The 24866-nt window shown below is 46.1% G+C and carries 16 protein-coding genes; 3 read left to right on the top strand and 13 right to left on the bottom strand.

The features are described 5' to 3' along the window. Positions 1 to 23: 23 nt before the first annotated feature. From KE626_RS35060 to KE626_RS14495, 5 genes are all read right to left on the bottom strand, one after another. Positions 24 to 1886: a MutS-related protein gene (locus KE626_RS35060; RefSeq protein ID WP_211973634.1), complete on the bottom strand. Its 1863-nt coding sequence runs from the start codon at positions 1884 to 1886 to the stop codon at positions 24 to 26. A gap of 51 nt (positions 1887 to 1937) precedes the next feature. Then, positions 1938 to 3368 (bottom strand): glycoside hydrolase family 125 protein, encoded by a 1431-nt coding sequence (locus tag KE626_RS14510; protein WP_211973633.1) that lies wholly within the window; start codon positions 3366 to 3368, stop codon positions 1938 to 1940. Between the two features lie 64 nt (positions 3369 to 3432). Further along, positions 3433 to 5862: a bifunctional YncE family protein/alkaline phosphatase family protein gene (locus KE626_RS14505; protein ID WP_211973632.1), complete on the bottom strand. Its 2430-nt coding sequence runs from the start codon at positions 5860 to 5862 to the stop codon at positions 3433 to 3435. A gap of 354 nt (positions 5863 to 6216) precedes the next feature. Then, positions 6217 to 9618, bottom strand: a complete 3402-nt coding sequence (locus tag KE626_RS14500; protein WP_211973631.1) for a methylmalonyl-CoA mutase family protein — start codon at positions 9616 to 9618, stop codon at positions 6217 to 6219. A 712-nt stretch (positions 9619 to 10330) separates the two neighbouring features. Next, positions 10331 to 11050: an NUDIX hydrolase gene (locus KE626_RS14495; RefSeq protein ID WP_211973630.1), complete on the bottom strand. Its 720-nt coding sequence runs from the start codon at positions 11048 to 11050 to the stop codon at positions 10331 to 10333. A 164-nt stretch (positions 11051 to 11214) separates the two neighbouring features. Between KE626_RS14495 and ligA the strand changes: the two genes are divergently transcribed. Together ligA and KE626_RS14485 are read left to right on the top strand one after the other, a co-directional pair. Further along, positions 11215 to 13329 carry an NAD-dependent DNA ligase LigA gene (gene ligA, locus KE626_RS14490; protein WP_211973629.1) on the top strand — a complete coding sequence of 705 codons (2115 nt, stop codon included), beginning with the start codon at positions 11215 to 11217 and terminating at the stop codon, positions 13327 to 13329. Between the two features lie 134 nt (positions 13330 to 13463). Next, positions 13464 to 13904 (top strand): nucleoside deaminase, encoded by a 441-nt coding sequence (locus KE626_RS14485; RefSeq protein ID WP_211973628.1) that lies wholly within the window; start codon positions 13464 to 13466, stop codon positions 13902 to 13904. Here the strand turns inward: KE626_RS14485 and KE626_RS14480 are convergent, their stop codons facing one another. The 3 genes from KE626_RS14480 to KE626_RS14470 form a co-directional block, all read right to left on the bottom strand. After that, positions 13905 to 14831, bottom strand: coding sequence for an SPFH domain-containing protein (locus KE626_RS14480; protein ID WP_211973627.1), 927 nt, complete (start codon positions 14829 to 14831; stop codon positions 13905 to 13907). 185 nt (positions 14832 to 15016) lie between these two features. Beyond that, on the bottom strand, positions 15017 to 15232 hold the full coding sequence (locus KE626_RS14475) for a hypothetical protein (RefSeq protein WP_211973626.1): 216 nt from the start codon (positions 15230 to 15232) through the stop codon (positions 15017 to 15019). A 288-nt stretch (positions 15233 to 15520) separates the two neighbouring features. Further along, on the bottom strand, positions 15521 to 16225 hold the full coding sequence (locus tag KE626_RS14470; RefSeq protein ID WP_211973625.1) for a LuxR C-terminal-related transcriptional regulator: 705 nt from the start codon (positions 16223 to 16225) through the stop codon (positions 15521 to 15523). 302 nt (positions 16226 to 16527) lie between these two features. Between KE626_RS14470 and KE626_RS14465 the strand changes: the two genes are divergently transcribed. Then, on the top strand, positions 16528 to 17133 hold the full coding sequence (locus tag KE626_RS14465; protein WP_211973624.1) for a superoxide dismutase: 606 nt from the start codon (positions 16528 to 16530) through the stop codon (positions 17131 to 17133). Positions 17134 to 17233: 100 nt separating this feature from the next. Here the strand turns inward: KE626_RS14465 and KE626_RS14460 are convergent, their stop codons facing one another. The 5 genes from KE626_RS14460 to KE626_RS14440 all read right to left on the bottom strand — a co-directional run bounded on the left by KE626_RS14460 (position 17234) and on the right by KE626_RS14440 (position 24845). Next, positions 17234 to 18625: a Gfo/Idh/MocA family protein gene (locus tag KE626_RS14460; protein WP_211973623.1), complete on the bottom strand. Its 1392-nt coding sequence runs from the start codon at positions 18623 to 18625 to the stop codon at positions 17234 to 17236. Between the two features lie 170 nt (positions 18626 to 18795). Continuing rightward, the gene (locus KE626_RS14455) at positions 18796 to 20478 is read right to left on the bottom strand and encodes a RagB/SusD family nutrient uptake outer membrane protein (RefSeq protein WP_211973622.1); all 1683 of its coding nucleotides are present in this window, start codon (positions 20476 to 20478) and stop codon (positions 18796 to 18798) included. 21 nt (positions 20479 to 20499) lie between these two features. Continuing rightward, positions 20500 to 23472, bottom strand: coding sequence for a SusC/RagA family TonB-linked outer membrane protein (locus KE626_RS14450; protein WP_346344424.1), 2973 nt, complete (start codon positions 23470 to 23472; stop codon positions 20500 to 20502). Further along, on the bottom strand, positions 23469 to 23756 hold the full coding sequence (locus KE626_RS14445) for an STN domain-containing protein (protein WP_211973621.1): 288 nt from the start codon (positions 23754 to 23756) through the stop codon (positions 23469 to 23471). The genes KE626_RS14450 and KE626_RS14445 overlap by 4 nt, the downstream gene beginning before the upstream one ends. 48 nt (positions 23757 to 23804) lie before the next feature. After that, positions 23805 to 24845: a FecR family protein gene (locus KE626_RS14440; protein ID WP_211973620.1), complete on the bottom strand. Its 1041-nt coding sequence runs from the start codon at positions 24843 to 24845 to the stop codon at positions 23805 to 23807. Positions 24846 to 24866 lie beyond the last annotated feature (21 nt).

Genomic DNA, 24866 nt, shown 5'->3' with positions numbered 1-24866 from the left:
TTAACACGACTTAAACTTGCTTTTTAAATAATTTCCATCTGCTTCATCAGGAAGGTGGCATTCTTATTACGGGCTACGCCTTCACGGATGCGATAATCAAAGTAAAGATGATTGTCCTGGATAGTACTTTCGAAACAGTAGTTACGGATCTGCCCGGGATAGGCCTGCTCCAGCTGCCCCAGTTCAAGATCATGTGTGGCAATCATACCCAAACAGTTATACTGCAGGAAATGCTCTATCAGGCTACGGGAGCCCGACAGCTTGTCTTCCGAATTGGTGCCTTTCAGAATTTCATCTAACAAAATAAATACCCGCTCCCCGGTTTTCAACTGGCGGATAATATGTTGTAAACGCAGCAGCTCTGCCTGGAAATAAGAGGTATGGCTGGCGATAGAATCTTTGATCCGCATAGAAGTCATGATATGCATAGGGCTGAAAAGCAGGCGGTCAGCGCATACCGGCGCCCCGCACATCGCCAGGAGCAGGTTAGCCCCCACACTGCGCAGAAAGGTGCTTTTACCGGACATATTAGAACCGGTGATAATCAGGAAGCTGTCTTTCTGCCCGGCAGTACCATCATTCTTTACACACTCATGTTCCGGTATCAATGGATGCCCCAGCGCTGCAGCTTCGAGTATACGTCCCTCCTGCTGCGGTTCCGGCCAGGTAAAAGTGGGATGATTATAGACGTAGGTGGCCAGGCTATTCCATACTTCCAGCTGCGTAATAACGTCAAACCATTTATTGATATGAGTTTTGTGCTGCAGCTTCCAGCGCTCCAGCCGGAGTATACAATGGAAATCATACACCATCAGTGAATTGAGCACCAGCCCCACGAGCAAATTCAAACGCTGATCAAATGCCCCGCTTACCTTGGCCAGCCCATGTAGCGCCACATCAGCCTCTTTTGCAATATCCTGCTGCTCCAGCAACAACTTTGATTGTTTAAATGATCCGCCCTTAATCAGGTGCAGCAAAATAGAAAACTTATCCAGTATGCGTTCCTTATGGGAAATGAGTATATACTGCGACATGATTTCTTTCTGGTTAACGCCCAGCAATACCCAGTTAACCACTATCATAATAGTGAGCAGGTACCAATGCCCGCTACTGATACCATAGGCAATCGCGGCCACCACCAGGGCTGGCGAAGCCCATATAGCAATGTTGATCAGTTTACTGTTGATAAAATGAAACGGCATTTCCAGCCAGGCGGAGATTTCCCGACGGTCGCCCTCCTCTTCTTTGGCCAACAGGGCATTAGCGGTGAGCAGCTGCCGGAACTCCAGTTCCGGGGTCAGTACCTGTAAAGCCTCCTGCGTATCCCGGATGGTAGCCGCTTCTTTCAGCGGACTACGTAAAGCCTCCGCCAGCTTTCTTTTGCCGGATAAAGTGCCCGTTCTGTTGGTATGCTGAAATATGGAAGATGGACCAAATACATCCAGGTCACTGGTAAAATCATGCTTGTCATCCACAAATTCACTCCCGTCTTCAAAAGAAGACTGCCAGGTGGTCACCAGCTGTAATTCTTTCTTATTGAGCTCCAGCAAGGTTTCGAACAACTGCAGTTTTTGCATCGCCTTCGAATAAAGCACCAGCAATACCACAAAAGCTACTATTCCGGCAATAGCCAGCAGCAACCATGCAACCATCCAGCCGTTTCTGAAAAGCTGTACCACGCTGGTGGCAATTAGCAGGAAGCTGATTAACCGCGCCCAGGATAAAGTGGCCGTTAACCGTTTCTCTTTTTTCATGGCTTCCTGGAACTGATCTATCTTTTGCTGGTAAATATTTGCTGCTACCATTAATATCTTCAGGTTTTTTGTTTTAAAAATTCCGGCACGCTTCTCCAATAAAAAATCAGGGATTTCGTGATTTGTGTTCACAATTTATTGAACATAAATCACAAAATCCCTGATTAAAGTATGCCGGATTATTTATGCGTATTGTCTCTTCAGCAGATCAGGATACTCCTGGCTTACTTTCAGGATCAGCTCACCGAACAGTGTATTTACCCACGCAAACCATGGACGGGTAAACTTGGTCGGATCATCTTTATGGTAAGACTCATGAATAAAGCCAGTATCACCATCCGTATTACGCAACATTTTTATGCAGGAAGCTATTTCTTCCTTATCATGACTGGTCAATGCCTTTATGATCACGCTCATTGGCCAGATATAGTCATTACCGGTGTGCGGACTGCCTACGCCATCGCCATACTTACCCCTGTAAAACCAGGGCTGGAAATTACTCCATACAAAGTGGCGGGAAGCCTGGTACAACGGATCATCAACACTGGTATAGCCCAGGTATGGAATAGATAACAGGCTGGGTACATTGGTATCGTCCAGGAATAAACGATTGCCGAAGCCATCTACTTCAAAACCGTACATCATTCCCAGCTTCGGATGTTCTACAATGGCGTATGCCTTAATAGCGCGGTCCACTTCATCGGCCAGTACTGTGCACTCATGTGCGAAGGCTGCATCCTTGTAGATGATTTCGCTGATTTCCGCCAGCTGGCGCAGTGATACTACGGCAAACATGTTGGAAGGAATCAGGAAAGGAAACACCGTGGCATCGTCAGAAGGACGGAAAATGGAAACGATCAGTCCTACCGGCGATATCGGGTTACCCCAGCCGCCATTCGCTACCGTATCTGACTGTACTGCAGAAATACGCTGGAACTTGTAAGGCCCGTGTCCTTCTTTACGCTGCTGCTCCTTAAATGTTTTCACGATCAGGTGGGCAGCCTGTTTGTATTTGTCGTCGAATGGCGTGTTATCGCCGCTGATTTTCCAATAGTTATAAGACAGGCGAACCGGGTAGCACAGGGAATCAATTTCCCATTTGCGCTCATGCAGTTCGGGTTTCATTTCCGTCAGGTCCTTATCCCATTCACTGCCGGTAGGGCCTTCGTTAAAGGCGTTGGCGTACGGGTCGATCAGGATACATTTGGTTTGACGGTTGATCACCCCTACCACCATTTCCTTTAATTTCGCATCCTCCTTTACCAGTGGCAGATAGGGCCATACCTGCGCGGAGGAATCGCGCAGCCACATGGCGTTAATATCACCAGTAATAACGAAAGTATCCGGTTTACCGTTTTCTTTTTTAAAGCTAACGGTTGTGTCGAGGGTGTTAGGGAAACAGTTTTCAAACAGCCACCCCAGTTTGGTATCTGCAATCTGAGATTTCACCTTCACAATTGTCTTTTCCACCGCTTCACTGGTGAATTTCCGTTTTGCCAGTGGAGGGCGCTGGGATGTATACCCGGCCCAGCCAAATACGGTTTTGGGCAGTCCAAGCCCAACAACGCCTGCTACCAGGGCGCTATTCTTTATAAAATCTCTCCTTGCAACCATAACGTTTTTTGAATTTAGGAACCCCTAAAATAAAAAAGTTTCCCGGATTTGCTTAATCGATTTATCAATCGTCATCATCTTCGGCCTCCTGTAGCTTCACAAAAGCACTTCTCCGTGGCGCCGGCATCACCGCCTGCTCGCCATGGACGGCCTTCCATACCACTTCATTTAGTTCCAGGTCGGGCACCCTGTCTTCATGTGCAAGATCAAAACCTGCGGAACGCCGCGCACTCTCGTTCCAAACCATGTTTCTTTCATGGATATCTACCTGTGCAGGCAGTGCTGTATAAGGACTCAGGTCAGGCGTAGCAGTAAACAGCTCCCACATGGGGTTAGCGGCAGCATCGTATTGGCTCATAGCCGGCAATCCCAGTATCAGCTCCATCGTCCTTAGCATACCTGCGGTAGAATACATGGTATGATTCACCGATTTTCTCTTTATATAAGGGCTGATCACATAGGCGGTAGACCGATGCGCATCCACATGATCAGGTCCGTTCTGGGCATCGTCTTCCAGTATAAAGATGGCGCTCTCTTTCCATATCTTACTATGGGAAATGTAATCCACGAGCTGCCCTACCGCCAGGTCATTATCAGCCACCGCCGCATAGGGTGAGTAAGCCCCTTTCCTCATTCCGCTGGTATGATCATTCCCTAACCGAATGCTGTTGAAATGGGGCACCGCGTCGATAGCCAGCAAGGAATCAAAATCATGCTGCCAGATCTGTTGTCTTGCTACATCCTGGATGGAAAGGTCGAAAGATGGATAGTTGGTGCAGAAATGCGACTCCAGCGATTTGAGCGTAGCCTTTCCCTTACCGGCAAACTCGCCATAGGTTCTGTAGCTCACACCGGCACGGCTGCAATAATCCCATATGAATCCTTTTTTAGGATAGGCAATTTTGCGGCTGCCCTCATAATCATACGTTCCCCCGCGGCCACCGTAACTGGTAGGCCAGGTCTTCTCCACATAATCGGTAGCATAGGCGGCCATACTCCAGTTATGCCCATCAGCGCTGACTTCTGCATCTACATAAAAATTATCCAGCAACACAAAATCGCGCGATAAACGATGTTGATTGGGGGTAATCCTTTCCGGGAAAATACACAGGCTGCTATCCCCATTACCAGCTGGCATATCACCCAGCACCTGGTCGTAAGTACGATTTTCCTTTATGATATAAAAAACATACCTGATGGGCGATTTTTCTCCGGCGCTGCGAGGAATCGGATTGCCTGCCTCACCCGCAGCAGTGTGCTCTTTCGCTTTGGTATACGGCGTATTTTCATATACCAGGGCCGACCAACGGCTCAATAACGCATCACCCGGTTCATTAAAAACAGAGAGACTGCCCTTAAATAAACCGGCGATATATTGCACAGGCCTGTCTTTTCGTGTATTGGCCTCATGCGATCCGCTCTCATCTTTTTTGCTGATCGGGTTAGGACCATCCGGGTTGGCCATCGAAGTAAATCCTTTACCATTAGCTACCAATACCTTTTTACCCAATACCCTAACGCAGGTGGGATACCAACCTACCGGTATAAAACCTTTAGACCTGCTTTTACCGGGAGTACTCACATCAAAAACAGCGAGACAATTATTATCGGCATTCGCAATATACAGCTGCCTATTGTTGGCAGATAACGCCAGCCCATTGGTAGTGGAGCCAGCCGGTGCATCCGGATACAAGGCTGTTTGCAGCGATTCTGTTACTTTATGATCGGCCGTGCGGATCACAGATACCGAGTTATCGTTGGCATTGGCTACATACAGGTATTTGCCGTTGGCAGATAAAATCATTTCGTTAGGATGACTACCTGTTTTTATCGTGTGAATTATTTTCTGCGAAACAATATCAAATACGGCCACCGCATCGCCACCCCAGAGGGAAATATAAAGACTGCTGCGGTCTTTAGACAACACCACCGTATACGCTTCTGCCGTCAGCGGGATATGCCCGGTTACCTTATTCTGCTGCAGATCAATGATGTACAAACTATTATCTTCTTTGGTAACTACGTATAGCCGGTTCCGTGAATCGTCCAGGATCATACCGGTAGGACAGATCTTTTCTTTGGGCCAGGCCAGGCCCAGGCGAATGCTGTCTGTTACCTGCAGTTTATTACCAGTAACTGCATATTGCCAGATCACGTTATCATTGGCGCCGGAAGCATACAGTTTCTTTTCATCTTTACTAAAAGCCAGGCCCAGCCATGATTTGGGAATGGTTACTTCATCCAGCAGCTGTTCCTTCCGGGCATCGATCAGCTGTATGGTTTGGCGGCTTTGCCCATTGTTGGTGACCGCGAGGTATTTTCCGGAAGGGGACAATACCATATTCAGTGGCAAATCGCCCAATGGCAGCGAATGCCCTACGGGTGTTAAGGACCAGCCATTAGGTAGCAACAAGCGTTTGCCAATGGTATCGGCCTGTTGTGCATTCACCCGTAAAACGGCCAGCACAACCAAACCCAGGATTAATTTCTTCATAGCAATTGTGATCAGTAAAGCTGTAAAAATAGGGTAGCCATCTTTTAGGGACGATGCTACGCGAAAAGGTAATACTAATATAATGCTGAGAGCTTAAAGCAAAAAGCAGAAAGCTATTGAAGCAACTTTTGTCTTGCCCAGGATTAGACTGATTTTGATGATTGCAAGATTTTTTCGTTTTTGATTTTAAAAGATTAAGGGAGATAAAAGCGGATATCCGCTTCTATCTCCCTTAATCTTTTAAATCAAAATATAATCACAAGAAAAAAATCTTGCAATCATCAAAATCAGTCTAATCCTGGGCAAGACAAAAGTTGCTTCAATAGCTTTCTGCTTTTTGCTTTCAGCTCTCCATTACATATTTCTTCTGTACTGCCCTCCTACTTCATAGAGTGCATGCGTGATTTGTCCGAGGGAACAATGCTTCACGGTTTCCATCAGTTCTGCAAACAAATTACCATTGCTTACTGCTACCTGCTGCAACTGCTTCAGCGCCGCAGTGCTCTTCTGCTGGTGTCTTTCCCGGAAGGCTTCGAGTGTATGTATCTGGAATTCTTTTTCCTCGGTGGTAGAACGGATCACTTCTGCCGGAATAATAGTAGGCGAGCCATTTTTATTCAGGAAAGTATTTACGCCTACGATGGGGAATTCGCCGGTATGCTTCAGCGACTCATAGTACAGGCTTTCTTCCTGTATTTTATTACGCTGATACATCCGTTCCATAGCGCCCAAAACACCGCCACGTTCTGTAATTCGGTTGAATTCTGTGAGTACGGCCTCTTCTACCAGGTCTGTCAGTTCTTCGATGAAGAAGGAACCCTGTACCGGGTTTTCATTCTTAGCGGTGCCCAGTTCCCGGTTAATGATCAGCTGAATCGCCATCGCCCGTCTCACGCTTTCTTCTGTAGGGGTGGTAATGGCTTCATCGTAAGCGTTGGTATGCAGGGAATTGCAGTTATCATAAATAGCGTACAAGGCCTGCAGGGTGGTACGGATATCGTTAAAATCGATCTCTTGTGCGTGCAAACTGCGGCCGGACGTTTGAATATGATATTTCAATTTCTGCGACCGATCATTCCCCTTGTATTTATACTTAATGGCCTTCGCCCATATGCGGCGCGCCACACGGCCTATTACCGCATATTCAGGGTCCATACCGTTGCTGAAGAAGAACGACAGGTTAGGAGCAAAATCATCGATATGCATCCCCCTGCTCAGGTAGTATTCCACATAAGTGAAACCGTTTGCGAGGGTAAACGCCAGCTGGGTAATGGGGTTGGCGCCGGCTTCTGCAATATGATAACCGGAAATGCTGACGGAATAGAAGTTGCGGACCTTTTCGGTGATGAAATATTCCTGCACGTCTCCCATCAGTTTCAGCGCAAATTCCGTAGAGAAAATACAGGTATTCTGCGCCTGGTCTTCTTTCAGGATATCTGCCTGTACGGTGCCGCGAACAGTACTTAATGCGTGGGCCTTTATTTTTTTATACACCTCCGGGTCCAGCACTTCTTCGCCGGAAATACCCAACAGCTGCAAACCCAGGCCATCATTGCCTGCTGGCAGATCGCCACTGTAATGCGGCAGCGGATGATCTTTGAACTTTGTTTTTATCAGCGCCGCTACCTTTTCGGTTAACCCCTTTTCCCTGATGTATTTTTCACATTGCTGATCAATGGCAGCATTCATGAAAAACGCCAGCAGTATGGGCGCCGGACCATTGATAGTCATGGATACAGAGGTTTTCGGATCACAAAGATCAAAACCGCTGTATAACTTTTTGGCATCATCAACGGTGGCGATACTCACACCGGAATTACCGACTTTACCATAAATATCCGGTCTTACCGCCGGGTCCTCTCCATAGAGTGTAACACTGTCGAATGCGGTAGACAGGCGCTTTGCCGGTTGATCCAGCGATACGTAGTGAAAACGTTTATTGGTTCTTTCCGGACCGCCTTCCCCCGCAAACATACGGGTAGGATCTTCTCCTTCTCTTTTGAGCGGGAATACACCAGCAGCGTAAGGAAATTCACCCGGCAGGTTTTCGGTCAGCTGCCAGCGGAGGATATCTCCCCAGTCTTTGTACTTAGGCAGACTCACTTTCGGAATCCTGCTATGGCTAAGGCTTTCGGAATAGAGCGGCAATTTGATCACTTTATCCCGTACCTGGAATTCGTAAAAATCAGCTGTATATTTTTTTAACAGGGCGGGCCATTCGTCTACCAGCTTTTTACATTCAGGATGCAATGATTTTGCAAGATGCGCTTTTACATCAGCAAGACCCGCAGCCATACCAGGTTGCAGCGCTGTTACGCCTTCCACCTGGTATAGCTGGGTAGCGATCTTACATTGCTCGTCTACCCATTTGCTGTAGTCTCCGATAGCTTCTGTTATTTCTGCGAGATAACGAACGCGGGCGGGTGGAATGATCTGCGATTTGGTAGAGGTGGACTTCACGGCTTCATGTGCCATAGGGCCAAAGCTGGCGCCTGTTTTTTCCGCTACCTTCTCCATTACCCTTTCAAACAGCAGGTTGATGCCCGGGTCATTGAACTGGGAGGCAATAGAGCCTACTACCGGCAGGTCATCATCTTTAGCATTCCAGAGGGTATGGTTACGTTTATATTGTTTGCGTACGTCGTGTAAGGCATCGAGGGCGCCGGCTTTATCAAATTTGTTGATGGCGATTACATCTGCATAATCCAGCATGTTAATTTTTTCCAGCTGGGAAGCGGCACCATACTCCGGTGTCATCACATAAAGGGATACATCACAATAGTCGGTGATGGCGGTATCGCTCTGACCGATGCCGGAAGTTTCCAGTATAATAAAATCAAAGGCGGCCAGTTTACAGATATCGATGGCCTCCTGGATATGCTCACTGATGGCTTTATCGCTTTCGCGGGTGGCCAGGGAGCGCATATAGGCTCTTGGATGATGAATGGAATTCATGCGGATACGGTCGCCCAGCAAAGCGCCGCCCGTTTTCTTTTTAGACGGATCTACCGAAATAACGGCTACGGTTTTATCGCCGGTATGATTCAGGTAGCGGCGTACCAGTTCGTCTGTTACACTGCTCTTTCCTGCACCGCCGGTACCGGTAATACCGAGTACGGGAGAGCGTTCCGGCTCTGCCGGGGTATGCACGATATGAGCGCCGGCCGCTTCGTCTACCGCTACTGCTGTTCTGGTTTTCTGCCCGGCGAGCAGTGCTACGGGCATATCGTTTTCCGCGAGACTGATAGACCTGGCTATCACTTTCGGGTTTTTCTCTTTTTGCAATTGTGGAATATCCGCAGCGCTGCCACCTGCAGTCAGCGGCGTTACAGCAATATCGCACTGGCTGATCAGGTCTTCAATCATCCCTTCCAGTCCCATCTGCCGGCCATCGTCCGGTGAATAAAGGCGAGTAATGCCATAGGCATGCAGTTCAGCTATCTCTACCGGTAAAATGGTTCCTCCACCGCCGCCAAAAATCCGGATATGACCACAGCCTTTTTCCTGCAGCAGGTCATACATGTACTTAAAAAACTCTACGTGACCACCCTGGTAGGAGGTAACAGCTATTCCCTGCGCATCTTCCTGTATGGCACAGTCTACAATTTCCGCTGCAGAACGGTTGTGCCCGAGGTGAATTACCTCGGCGCCTTTTGCCTGCATAATGCGCCGCATAATATTGATGGCCGCATCATGACCGTCGAATAAAGCCGCCGCTGTTACAATGCGAACCTTATGTTGTGGTGTATAAGACATAGATTGATTTTTGTTTGAAGAGAATTAGGATGGAGAATTACGAATTATGAATTACGAGATTGGTGAAGAGATTATCGGCTAATATCTTCTCACTAATCTCGTAATTCGTAATTCTCCATTCGTAATTCTTTTTTGCAAGTTACGGAAAAACCTGCTGAACTGCCGGTATGACGGGGGTTTACCCAGAATTAGAATTGATTGAACGGCTGGCGTGTCTTATTGCAATTTGTTTAATTGATCCTGAAATAGGTTAGTTTTTCCCTAAAACAACTTTCCCCTGTACAATGCCTGTACAAGGGAAAGTGTAAAGTGAGACACCAGGCAATAATGCTTGACAGTCTTATGTTTCATAACGTGGAACTATAAAATCAATTTATGATGAATGATTTTGTAGTTATCAAATCTTGTTTTGTGGAATTTCTACATACAATAAAATACAGCGAAAAATTTAACAGCGAATCAGACTTAAACTTTGGTTTTTATGCTCAATAAAAAATTGCTTTCTAGGATGTGTATATCTTACACAATCTTACTTAAAATTTTGTTAAAAACAAATTTTTTTTCCCCTTTCGGGAGAAATTTAATGCTGCAAATTTTTTGCAGGTACGCGCGTTACCAAATCCTTATTGGAAAAGGATTTGACCTCATAAAAATTAACGGAAATAATACAAAAAAGGGCCTGGCGGGCTAAAAAAGTACCACAGAAAAGTAACTAGAAGCCGATACCCAGGTATCGCTTCTTGCGCTGGTCATATTTATCAAAATTGAATTTGTAGAGCTTGGCAGGGCGGTGGGGTACATCTTCCTCTTCTTCATTCAAATCCATCAGCAAATCCATGGATAAAAACTTTTTCCTGAAGTTACGGCGGTCCAGTTCCATATCCAGAATGGCTTCGTAAAGGTTCTGCAGTTCACGCAGGGAGAACTTTCGGGGCAGCAGGTTGAACCCTATCGGTTGTACCAATACTTGCTGTTTAAGGCGCTCATGGCAGGTGTCGAGGATCAGCTTATGATCAAAAGCCATTTCCTGCAAGTCTTTCACGCTATGCCAATGCAGTTCGTTGTTATGTGTTTTCAGTTCTACGTGCTCAATATTTACCAGCGAATAGTAAGCCACGGTGATCACCCGCCCGGCAGGATGCCGCTGGATGGCGCCAAAGGTCTGCACCTGTTCCATATATACATCATCAAGTCCGGTACGGGCTTTCAGTACCCGGTAGGCCGCTTCATCGAGCTCTTCTTCGGGCCGGACAATATCGCCCAGCAACGACCATTTCCCTTTGAATTCTTTGAGATCAGATTCTATGAGTAAGACTTTCAGCTCATCGTTGTTAAAGCCGAAAATGACACAATCTACTGAAATCGCAACCTTGAAATAATCCTTTATTTCTACCAGGTGCGTATTGATGTTTTTGGTGTACATAGACATCATAAGGAACGTGGAATTACAGTAAACGCAGTTAATTGTTTTTACGCGGAACTATAATCAAATGAAAGAAAAAAATACCACATTTAAAACAAAAACCGCCGAATTTTTTGAAGAGCCATTCCTAAGCAGAAAGATAAGTTTAAATTTACGGCTCAGTTTCACATATTATGTACACAAAGGAGATAGAAATAACCCTGGCACAATTGGCCAAAGACCTGCTGAGCCACCTGCAGCAGCAGCAACTGTTGCAATCCATTGATGAAACCCTTGATGGCCTTCGCCGGGTAATCAGTTATAATGACTGGCGCTACTACGTACAAAGCGAACCGGTGATCAGCGACTACGAATATGATCAGCTTTTTGCATGGCTAAAGAAGCTGGAACAGGAACATCCTGACCTTATTACTGCCGACTCTCCTACCCAACGGGTAGCCAAAGGCCTTACAAAAGAATTTGTTACAGTACCGCACCTGGTCCCCATGCTCAGCCTCGAAAACTCCTATAATGCGGATGATCTGCTGGACTGGGACCGGAAAGCACGCGAAAGCGCCGGGCTGTCTGAAATAGAATATTGCATTGAACCCAAGTTCGATGGCGCCAGCATTTCCCTCATCTATGAAGATGATCAGCTGGTAAGGGGCGCTACCCGCGGCGACGGTGTAGCCGGCGAAGACATTACCACCAACATTAAGCAAATCCGCTCTATTCCGCTGTCGGCCCGCTTTTCCAAATACGGCATCCACCAGATCGAAATACGCGGTGAAGTGCTTATCAATAAAAACACCTTTAAAGCCTTCAACGATAAACGTATTGCCGATAACCTGCCGCCACTGGCTAACCCGCGCAATGCCGCCTCCGGTTCCCTGCGCATGGTAGACCCCAACGAAGTAGCCAAACGCGGACTGGAAGCCTTTCTCTATCACATGAGCTATCATACCATGAACCCGGGACAAACGGAACCCGATGCGCTGACAACGCATAGTGGCACCCTGGAACTATTGTCTACACTGGGATTCCGCAGTCCGGCTAAAGAAAAGAAAGTGGTGAAAGGTATACAGGCCGTTATAGATCATTGCCTGTGGTTTGAAAACGAGCGCGACAACCTGCCCTACGAAATAGATGGTATGGTAGTGAAGGTAAACGACTATAACCTGCAGGATAAACTGGGTATGACCACGCATCACCCGCGCTGGGCCATTGCCTATAAATTTAAAGCCCGTCAGGCTACCAGTAAACTCCGCAGCGTGGAGTTCCAGGTAGGCCGCACCGGCTCCATTACACCGGTAGCCAAAATTGATCCGGTGCCCATTGGAGGTGTTACCGTAGGCTCTATCTCCCTTTTTAATGAAGAGGTGATCAAAGAAAAAGACCTGAAGCTCGGTGATACGGTTTTGGTAGAAAGAGCGGGAGACGTGATTCCTTACATCGTAAAATCCGTAGCCGATCTGCGAGATGGCAGCGAACAGGATATTGTGTTTCCAACGCACTGTCCCGTATGCCACGATAAGCTGGTAAAGCCCCAGGAGGAAAGCGTTTGGCGTTGCACCAATATCAATTGTGAAGCACAGGTAGTAGAAAGAATGATCCACTTTGTGAGCAAAGATGCCATGGACATCAAAAGCTTTGGTGAAAGTAATGTGCGCAAGTTCTTCTCATTAGGACTGCTAAAAGATATCCCCGGAATTTACGAACTGGATTTTGAAAAAATAGGCGCGCTCGAAGGCTTTGGCAAAAAGTCACTCACCAACCTCGAAACAGCGATCACACATTCAAAAACACAACCGCTGCACCGCCTTATATTCGGACTGGGTATCCGTTATGTAGGGGAAACTACTGCGAAAACACTGGCCAACGCCGTTACAAATATCATGGATCTCCAAAACTGGACAGAAGAACAGATCCTGGCGCTGGAAGATATAGGTCCCAAAGTAGCAGGCGCTATCCGGTTGTTTTTTGCCAACGATGATAACATTGCCATGCTCAATAAACTGGCGGCACTGGGTATCAATATGGAAAACACCAAGAAGTCATCTCCGGTATCAGGTAACCTCAACGGACAAACGTTTTTATTTACCGGCACTCTCCATCAGCTGAAGCGCAGCGAGGCCGAAGAAAAGGTAGAACAGGAAGGCGGGAAGATAGTGAGCGGCGTAAGCAGCAAACTCAACTACCTGGTAGTGGGCGATGATGCCGGCAGCAAACTTGAGAAAGCAAAAAAGATCAATACTATCAAAATACTTTCTGAGGAAGAGTTCATTCAGTTGTTAGCCATCAGCCTTTAACGATAGCTATCAGCGCCTCACAGCATGAACCACTTTTAACTATAATATCCAAATAATTGACCTTAGCTTTTAGCTGCCAGCCAGATATCAAACCTGCTAACAGCTAAAAGCTAACGGCTAAAAGCTAAAAAGCTATGTTCGACGATCTGCATTTTATGCGGCAGGCATTACAGGAAGCACGCAAAGCCTTTGAAGACGGAGAAGTACCTATTGGTGCGGTAGTAGTGTTGAACAACCAGATCATTGGCCGTGGCTATAATCATGTAGAACGGTTAAATGACTGTACCGCACATGCGGAGATGATTGCATTAACTGCTGCTTTTAATACACTGGGGAGCAAATACCTGATGGAAGCAACTTTATATGTAACAGTAGAGCCTTGCCTGATGTGTGCAGGCGCCCTGTATTGGAGTAAGATCGGGAGGATTGTATATGCGGCGGCAGATGATAAAAACAGCTACCGCAGAGCCACCGGTGACCGGTCCCCGTTTCATCCCAAAACAAAACTGGAGGCCGGTCCGTGCAGCGAAGAAAGCTTACAGCTGATGAAAACTTTCTTTGAACAAAGAAGATAATTATTTCTTGGAATCCATGAGTTTATTCATGCCCATCATTTGCTTCATGGTATGATCCATTCCTTCAGAAGAACCATCCAGGAAGATGACGTTTCCTTTTGAATTTTCGGCGAAATGTTTAATGGCTTCCGTCCACATGGAAAAGAGGATCACCGAGGTATCCAGATTAGCCTGCTGCATTTCTTTAGCCGCCATACTCATACCCTTGGCCACTTCCTCACGGAATAACGCAACACCCATACCACGCAGCTGGGCCGCCTGACGCTCAGCCTCTGCAGCAATTTTGATGGCGTTACCATCTGCTTCCGCCGCTTTGGTTTTGGTGATCAGCAATGCCTGACCTTCGTTTTCAGCAGCAGCTTTCAGGTTATTGGAAGCCACCACCTGCGCCATGGACTTCATAATTACTTCATCAAAAGTAATATCGTTCATTTGCAGGTCCAGCAGATGGAAACCCCACTCTTCCAGGGTTTTGTCTATCTGCTCTTTTACGTGCTCCGTAATATCCTTACGTAAACCAAGCACTTCTGCCTGTCTTTTCGTAGCAACAAATCCACGGATAGAACCTTCAATCGTGCGTACCAGCGCCTGCATAAAGCTTCTTTCATCCATAAATTTGAACGCAACGTTTTTGATCGTTTCTTCCTGCTGATTCCATACAGCGTACAACAGCATTGCTTTGAAGTAAACATTGGCCTGATCAATGGTGATGGCCTGAAACTCCAGCTCTACAGACCTGTTCTGGATAGATACCCTTTTAAATACCTTTTCTATCACCGGTATTTTAAAGTTCAACCCGGGAAAAAGCACCCGGTTGTATTTACCAAAAATGGTGGTTACTGCAATGTTACCCTGCTGTACGGTAACAAAACATGAAAGCAACACCAGGAATACCAACACCAGAAAAATAATCAAGAATACATTCATAGAATGATTGTTTAGGTAGGGTTTAAGCTAGTAAATATAGGAAAATAAAGCTAACAGGAAGCAGACATAGTTTTCCCGCCGGATAACAGAAAGAAAGGCCGGGTTACAGATAAAGAAAAAACAATGGATGCATAACTGAGCTTAAAAACACAACGAATGAATAATTCAAAAGCTTTGTCAGTTCCTTATATCCTTTGTCTTCTCCGGAAATATATAAATACGTCGTCGAGTTCTATTTGCTTTAACTGATAGGCAAGTCTTGTTCTAAGGTCTTCCGTTTCATCTTTTATTCTTCTGTACTGATCTTTCAGAATTTCGTATCGTGCCACAATTTCCTCCGCGCTGGCGGACTCTTCCAGTTGCAAAATGTCAAATGCTCTTTCCTCGGTTATCATAGTCATAGGGGTGTTTCAGCTGGTAATCATATTGGATGTCTAAAAAACACATGTAATATTTAATCCACTAAATTACTGGAGTTTGAAAGACGAGCAAATACCCAATCTTGGGTATTTTTGAAAAATTTAGCAACTTTTAGCAACTTTTTTTTGCAACGAAATTGTACTGCTGATGACTGGTTACCAACAAAATATGATCAGCATGATATTGCCATGCAGCGAAGTAGAAGATGGCTGATCAAACCATTATTTCCACTACCAAAAGGTAAATACTGCTATCATTTTAGCAGCGGTTTATTCAAATCCTATCTTTCGCGCAATGGTCACCAATTCAGAAGTATTCCGCACTTTGAGTTTAAGACGGATATTTTTACGGTGGGTTTCTACAGTATAACGGCTAAGGTTCAACGAATTGGCGATCTCCTTATTATTAAGTCCTTTCACCGCCATCGCCAGTATGTCTTTTTCCCTTGGCGTAAGCTTGTTAAAGAGGTTTTCATTTTGCCGGCGAAGGATAGCGCTCAGCGCTTCAGACAACTGAACGTTGGTATCGATGGCCTGGGTGAGATCCAGGAAGGCACAGATAATTTCCACCACACGCCCATTCTTATCATGTGTAAAAGGCACTTCCAGCCCAAATAACCAGCGGTAGTCCACTTCTCCTTTTTTGCGGATACGTGCCAGGCCTCCAAACTGCGCCTTATTATTGATGAATGACTGCTGAGCTACCGTTGCCAGTTTAAAATCCTCCGGATGCATAATGTGCCGGAAAAATTCCATTCCCATTCCCATCATCTCTGCGGAAGAAAATCCTACAGTTTCTGCCAGGCGCTCATTACACCAGGTAACAGATTTGTTATTGTTATCGTAACTGTAGATCATGGCGGGTACATGATGTAAAATGCTTTCCAGCCAGTTAATACGATTTCTTAAATACTCATTTTCCTTTTGTAAGGTATTGAGGGAAAAATTTTGCCCTGAGTCCGAGCCTGTCTGCATACTATAAGTTTTAAACAAACAATAGTTAAACAACTACCAGGCACATACGAAATATTATGCCTAATGTCATGTCCTGTTAAACCGAGTATCTGTAAATATAAAATAAAATTCCATATGATCAAGCCTGGCAAGGCCTGGTTAAACGATTTTATGCCCCTGCCTGGCCGATTTTATATTGATGGAAGGCTTCCAAACCTGCTATCTAAATACATAAATAATTTAATGGCTAAATTTTAACGGATTGGCAGTAAATTTGGCGACTATCAAGAAATCATATTTTAAAACCCATAAAACTTTGAGTTATGGCATTTACACTTCCGAGCTTACCCTACGCAACTGATGCGTTAGAGCCGAATTTCGATAAACTGACAATGGAAATTCACCATGGTAAGCACCACCAGGCTTATGTAGACAATCTGAACAAAGCAGTGGCAGGTACAGAAAACGAGAACAAATCTTTGGAGGAACTGGTAGCTAATGCCGGTAAGCTGAGCCCTGCTATAAGAAACAACGGTGGCGGTCACTGGAATCACAGTTTCTTCTGGACCAGCCTTGCTCCTAACGCAGGTGGCGCTCCAGCCGGTAAACTGGCAGATGCTATCAACAGTGCGTTTGGTTCTTTTGAAGCTTTCCAGGAAAAATTCAGCACAGCAGGTGCAACCCGCTTTGGTTCAGGCTGGGCATGGTTAACAGTAAAGGATGGCAAACTGGAAGTTTCTTCCACACCTAACCAGGACAATCCACTGATGGATGTTGCTGAAGTAAAAGGTACGCCTATCCTCGGTGTAGACGTATGGGAACATGCTTACTACCTGAAATATCAGAACCGTCGTCCGGAATACCTGAAAGCATTCTGGAACGTTGTTGACTGGAACGCCATTGCTAAGCGTTATGAAGCAGTGAAATAAGCTGAAAGCAAAAAGCAAAAAGCTATTGAAGCGGGTAATATAAGCGGATGATCTCCGCGTTTATCTCCTTTTCAATAGCTTTTTGCTTTCAGCTTTCAGCTTACTTCTGCACCACTTTCAGATTCTTTGGATCCCAGTGGATGATCTTGTTATCGAAGTAACTTTCGTTACACAGCAATGCCGGAGCAGCAGCGCGGAAACCGAAAGTTGGGTCTTCAGCTACTTTGCCACCGGTACGCATAGCGTTAAACAGGTTGTAGAAGTGATCAAAGTGAGCGCCTTTATAGCCCTTCTCTGCTTCATACTCCATTTTTTCCTGCGGCAGTATGTCTGCGCGGTGATACGCATATGATTTACCGTTGTTAGATGCAGCGGCATTGGCGGCAGCCAGCGGATCATTTTCATCCACATGTACGCTGTTGCGATACAGGGTTACTTTGTCCCACTCTACGGTCATAGAGCCTTCACTACCTACCATTCGCAGGTAGTTGGTACCACCGGTGCCATCTACAAAGTTTACGCGGAGCGACAGGTTAAACGCAGGGTGTATTTCTGTTTCAGGATAATCGAACATACCCAGCATCACATCCGGTACTTCCCTGCCATCTTTCCAATAGCGTAAACCGCCGGTGGCCATTACCTTATTGGGACCGATAGAGCCGGTTACCAGGTGAAGACTGGAGAACAGGTGTACGAACAGATCACCCGAAACGCCGGTACCATAGTCTTTATAATTACGCCAGCGGAAGAAACGCAATGGGTCAAAATCACGCTTGGGGGCGTTTTTGAGATAGGCTTCCCAATCCACGGTTTTAGTCGACGCATCGGCCGGAATAGGGTATTGCCACGCTCCGGTGGGAGACATACGCGCCCAGAATCCTTCTGCATAGTTCAGTTTGCCGATGGCGCCGTCTTTCAGCAGCTGCCTGGCTTTTTCATTTCCCAGGGAGCTCATACCCTGGCTTCCTACCTGGTATACTACCTTTCCGTTACGTTGCTGTGCTTCCACTACTGCAGGGCCTTCGCTGATATCGTGTACCATCGGTTTTTCGCAATACACGGATTTACCTTTGTTCATGGCAGCTACGGAGATATCCTTGTGCCAGAAGTCAGGAACAGCAATTATAACAGCGTCAATGTCTTTACGATCCAGGATATCCTGGTAATTACGGGTCGTATAAATATCGTTACCCCATTTCTTTTTGGCATCTGCCAGGCGGCCGTCGTAGAGGTCGCAGGCGGCTATCAGTTTCACACCGGGTACAGTGATCGCGGTATTGGCATCTGCGGTACCCATTCCTCCCGCACCAATCAGCGCTATCTGAATCTGGTCGTTGGCACTGTACTTCTCTCTTAAACGGGAGAGCGATGCTATATTTCTTTTCTTATCAGCAGCAGTCAGGATGCTGGGTAGCAGCGATGCGCCTACTACGCCTTTGGCAAATTTGCTGATAAAACTCCGGCGAGAGTCTTCATTGGAATTTACTGGCATGATGAACCCTTTTTTAGGTTGTAAAATGATAACTGTTCTTATTCACTGAGGTTCTCAAAATAAAAACAATAAACCGGAATTCATAATTTTAGTAACCCGCCTGAAATATAAACGCGGGTCCCGGACAGTGCTGGAACCCGCGTTTTGTATTGTTCTCTCTTTAAATAATACTAGTATCCGTTGTTATTGGGTAATAACTTTGGATTTTGATCTGACTCCGATTGTGGTACCGGCATGAGGTATAATTTATCATACCAGGTACGGTCATCGGCCTTTTTACCATCGATAGAGTACAAGGTGGTATTCATTACCTGCGGCGCAATTTTCCAACGGCGGATATCCATAAACCGGTTGCCTTCCAGGGCCAGCTCAATTCTGCGTTCCAGGCGGATCGCTTCCCGCAGGGTAGCCTGTGAATTGTATTTTGTACGATTCAGCACCGGCATCCCGGCCCTGTCGCGAATCTGATCTATGGCATCGTATACGGAGGCATCCGGCCCCGCTACTTCATTCTGAGCCTCTGCATAGGTCAGTAATATCTCCGCGTACCTGATAATAATGTGGTTCGAATAGTTATCTACCTGTGCTTTCCAGGAGGAAGGATCTACCGTTTTACGAAAATTATATCCGATCTGTGAGTTATTGGATCCTTTCTCCCAGGTAAAGGAATATCCTTTTTGAATATTATTCCAGGGACTGCCCTCAAACATGATAGTGGCGTAGAACCGTGGATCCAGGTTTTTATATTCTGTATAAAACAGCGGATCGGTGGCTTTTTTGGCGTAACGCGCTCCCCGAACATCCGGACTGATAACAGTACGGGGCCCCCCGGTTTTGTAGCTTTCATAAGCATTTACCAGGTCCTGTGTAGGTGTAACAGAGCTCCAGCCTCCCAATGCATCAGGCAGCAGGTAGGTGTTGTCAAACTGGGCATCTTTTTGCAGCATATGTTGTCTGTCGAAGATAACTTCCGCATTACCTTTGTTGGTTGCCATGAACAACTTCTCGTAGCTTCTCAGGCCAATACGGAATTTCTTCTCATCTGCCGCAGATGCAAAATCTACCCATTCTGCATAGTTATCCAATACATCATCTCCATCTTCCGCCACTACCTTGAATAACGCATAACCCGGAATGGCCATCACTGCTTTGGCATACTTTACAGCATCTGCCCATTCAGAGCGGTACAGGTGCAAACGGGCTGCCAGCGCCAGCGCGGCTCCTTTTGTTACACGTCCTTTCTGATCAGTACCTCCACCTCCATAAGAAGTGGGTAATACCTTCGCTACTTCATCCAGTTCTGTGAAAATAAACGACCATACTTCGGCTTTGGGCGTACGTGCTCCGTAAGATTCAGCGGGGGTAATGGTTTTGGTGATCAACGGCACATCACCAAATTTCAACGCCAGGGTTGAATAAAAGTAAGCACGTATAAAGCGGGCTTCCGCTTTGGTCCTTGCTTTCAGCGCATCATCCATCTTTACCCTGTCTACATTTTCCAGGAAATAGTTAGCCCGGCGGATACCCGTGTAATCCCATCCTTCATTCGTTGCAGGTGTTACGTTACCTTTTGCAATATCGGTGGCGTTGCTTTCCCATGGATATTGCGCCAACGCGTTATCAGAGGCGCCATCTTCATAGATCGCATTTTGTCCGTCCATCAGGTAAACGTGGTCCGGTGTACCGATATAACCATATACCCCGTTCAGGGCATTCATTACATCTGCCTGCGTATTCCAGTATGTATCCTCGGAAATTTTTCCTTCCGGTACCCTGTCCAGGAAATCCTTGCTGCAGCTGGACCAACTAATAGTCATCCCCAACACAGCGCCTATTATGATAAGTTTTTTCATGAGTTGTCTTTTTTTGCTGCCTTAAAATTTCACGTTTACACCTACTACCCAGGTTTTAACACCAGGATAAGATCCTCTTCCGGACGCCATTTCCGGGTCATAATCATGTAAGCGCTTGTCAGACATGAAAGTGAATGGGTTGTTAGCCGCTACATAAATGCGGGCCGATTGCATTGCTGCTCTCTTGGTCCAGCTGGCCGGAACAGTATAACCCAGGCTAACAGAACGAACACGGAAGAAAGCGCCGTTAAACAGCCAGAATTCAGAAATAGGCGTGTTGTTCTGCGTTGCATCCCCACCAATCAGGATTCTTGGATAAGCTGCTTTCGGATTCGGGTTTTCCTTCGTCCACCGGTCCAGATGATACTCTTTTACACCCGCGCCGTTAAAGAACGCATAAGAAGCTTCCTGCCCGAAATATACTTTTACATCGGATACGCCGTAGGTCAGCACATTCAGATCAAATCCTTTGTAGCTCATACCCAGGTTAGCGCCATAGTTAAACCATGGTACATCATTACCGAGTATACGACGGTCATCCCCATCAATTTTACCATTGTTGTCGGCATCCCTGTATTTGATATCCCCCGGTTTTGAATTAGGATACAACAACGGATACTTGTTCTTGATATCATCTTCTGCGAGTAAACCATCTACTTCATAACCATAGAAAGATCCAACAGCAGCGCCTACTCTCTCAATGTAATAGCTGTTTATCCGGTTGTCGTCACCACCAAGATTAACAATGGTATTTTTGATTTTTGAGAGATTAACGGAAATGTTATAGGTAAAATCCTTCCCGATTTTATCATTGTAACTCAGGTTCAGTTCTATCCCCTTGTTACGGGTAGAACCGGCGTTTACACGCGCTGCAGCCAATCCAAATACCGCGGGATTGGTTTTATTCAGTAAAATGCCTTCTGTTCTTTTTACATAATAATCAACGGTTACATCCAGTTTACCTTTCAGGAAATTTGCATCCAGACCCACATTACTCATATATACTTTTTCCCAGGTAGTGCTCATGTTCGAAGCTGTTTTCTGATAAATACCGTTTACCGGGTTCTCTTCAAAGCTATACACGATGTTGCTTTCGAGGTAGTTGTAATAGTTGCCAACCGGCACTGCTGACTCATTACCAAGAATACCCCATGAACCTCTTACTTTAAGGTTACTCACCCATTTCACATCTTTCATAAAATTCTCTTCGGAAACTCTCCAACCAGCAGAGAAGGAAGGAAATGCAGCAAGACGGTAATCAGGGTGGAAGCGCGACGACAAATCATAACGCATATTTGCTTCCAACAGATATTTGTCTGCAAAAGCATAGTTCAAACGGCTAAAGTAGGAGCGTATCGCCCAGGCTTCTGAATAGGTACCATTGGGTTGTTGTCCTGTTGTACCATCGGGAGATAAAGCAGTCAGGCCATCGTCGGTGCTGATATCATCCGGACTGCCGCTGCCGGCGCCCACTGTTCCCAAACCATTCACCGGGAAGTTTTTACGGCCGGCGTAGATATCACGGTATACGTTACTTTCTTCGGAGGCACCCGCCATAATTTTAGCATAGTGCTTGCCGAAATTCCGCTCGTATTCTGCGTATGCCTGCAGCAATAATGCCTGGCGTTGTCCCCATTTTTCCTGCATTTCATTCAGCAATACGGCGGTTGACTTGATTTCTTTTTTGGTATCAAAATCAATCAATGGGTCCATCGTATTGGTAAACCTGTTGGCAGTACGGTTATCCAGTTTCAGGGAAAGCAAGCCTTTGATAGCGAGCCCTTTCAGCGGGGTTAAGCTACCATTCACGCCACCTGTAAAGGAATTGGATTTATCCCAGCTGCGGCCAGCTTCACTTAAAGTACGTAATACGTTGCCATTGGAAAGCGTAGCATCTGATTTACCACCGTTCATGGTGCCCCAGGTACCGTCTGACTGTACAGCTACCAAAGTAGGTACGGAACGGTTCAGGGTTGTAAAGCTCAGATCTCCGCCTTTATTATTGATATCCTGTTTTACAAATGCCATGTTGGTACCAATATTCAGAATAGGTAATACCTGCGTTGAAGTATTTAACCGTACTGTATAGCGGTCCATGGAAGTGGTAGGTATCAGGGAAGACTGGTTCAGGTATCCAAGGCTCAGGTAGTATGTAGAGTTCTTGGAACTCCCGCTGATGCCAGCCTGCAGGTCTTTATAAGGCGCATTTTTACGCAGCGCCAGTTTATACCAGTCTGTATTAGGATAATGATCCGGATCAGATCCATCTTCAAATTTCTTTATCTGCTCGTCGGTATACAGTGCCGGCTTACCTGCATTCAGTTTTCCTTCGTTGTATAAACGGGCATAGTCAGCAGATCCCAGGTATTTAGGCAAACGGGTAGCGGAAGATGCGCCATAGCTGGCGTTTACATCCACCTGCATTTTACCTTCCTTACCACGTTTGGTGGTGATCAGGATAACGCCATTGGCAGCACGGGATCCATAAATAGAGGCGGAGGCAGCATCTTTAAGCACCGACATGCTTTCAATGTCATTGGGGTTGATGGCCGACATATCATTGGTGGTGGAAGGAATTCCATCTACAATGATCATGGGGCCGGGAGAAGAAAGGTTAGTTCTTCCACGTACCGTAATAGTACCGGCATCCTTACCTACGTTACCGGGCCGGCTCAAAACGGTCAGTCCGGGTACCAGCCCCTGTAATGCGTTTTGCACGGAAGTTACCGGGCGGGATACCAGCTTGTCGGCACTCACGGTGGCCACAGACCCTGTCAGGTTTACCTTCTTCTGGCAACCATAACCCACTACCACTACTTCATTCAATCCTTTCGTATCTTCTTTCAGTACCACGTCAATGGTGGTACGATTATTCACTGCAATCTTTTCCTGTAAATAACCGATGAAAGAAAATATCAGCGTAGCATCGTCCGGTGTTTCCAACTGGTAAGTACCATCCGGGCTGGTAACTGTACCGCGGTTGGTGCCGGCTATCTGGATATTGGCCCGATGATTGGATTACCTTTACTATCAGTGATTTTACCTTTTACGGTAATTTTTTTGATAACGGAATTACTTGGTGCGATGACAATCAGTTCTTTGTCCAGTGCTTTAAAGGTAAGGGCGGTGTTTTTCAGCACGGTGCTTAATACTACATCCAGTGGCTGATCTTTTACATCAATAGAAATAAATTCGTTGCTGGGTAGTACGTCGTTATTGTACACAAAGCGTACATTTCCCTGTGCTTCGATCGCCTGTAAAACCCGGGCAAGGTTCATGCGCTTGGTATTCAGCGGCTATCTGGTATCCATATTTTTTTGTTGATTTTACTTGTTAATCATTAACGTGTCGTTACTTATGCGATAATTAAATGGTGCCGACATTTGCAAAACTTCCATAACTTTTTGTAAAGATTCATCCCGGAACGTGCCTGTAAACCGGGCATTTTTCATTGTTTCTTCCTTAAAAACTACAGTAACGCCATACCAGCGCTCCAGCTGTAATGCTACTTCCGACAGTGGCTGATCAAAGAAGGTCAGCTTCCTTTCCCGCCAGGATATTTCTGCTACGCTGCTATCACCGGCAATGACCTTGGCGGCTGTGATATGATAACCGGTATTATCTGGCAGCGGTATTTTGTTGGCTTTAATTGTCTCGATTTTTTTCAGATCCAGTCTGTTCTGCACTACCAGCTTCTGATTAGGCTCCAGTGTTACTGTTCTGCCATCCTCTTCTTTCATCACAATCTGCACCTTTCCTGTTACCAGTGTGGTTTCGGTATGACCATCCTCCGCATATGCTTTCACGTTAAAAGAGGTGCCCAGCACACGGATATCTACTGTTTTTGTATGTATGATAAATGGTTGATGCTCCTTTTGTGTAATATCAAAAAAGGCTTCTCCGCTTAATACCACTTCCCTCGCTTTGCCTGGTTGCCAGTTGTTATACTGTAATCGGCTTTTGGCATTTAACCATACCTGCGAGCCATCCGGCAGGGTGATATGTTGTACTTTACCTGTATTGGTAGCTATTTCCAGCTTGTATGGGCGTTGTCCGTACCATAACCAGGCGGTGGCAATTCCCACCAATGCTGCCACTGCCGCTGCTTTCCATATCCAGGATTTCATCCGGTATACGGGGCGCTGTGATGCACCCTTTACCTGCGTGTACAGGGCGTTCCAGATGAGCGCTTGTTCGTTTGCTTCACCGCTACCGCCATCCAACAGGTTTTCTGCCGGAACTAATTCCAGCGTTTCGTACCATTCATTTAATTGTTGGCTTTCTGCGGCAGATAAAGCGGTACCATCTTGCTTTAACAACAGCGCCCGGATGGACTCCGGAATATTGCCTGGCATATCATTTTTCATAGCGTCCTTATATTTGTCGGT

The organism is Chitinophaga hostae, assembly GCF_018224885.1.
Lineage (GTDB): Bacteria > Bacteroidota > Bacteroidia > Chitinophagales > Chitinophagaceae > Chitinophaga > Chitinophaga hostae.
Note: the sequence above shows the minus strand (reverse complement) of the source record. Positions and strands in the feature narration are given on the sequence as shown.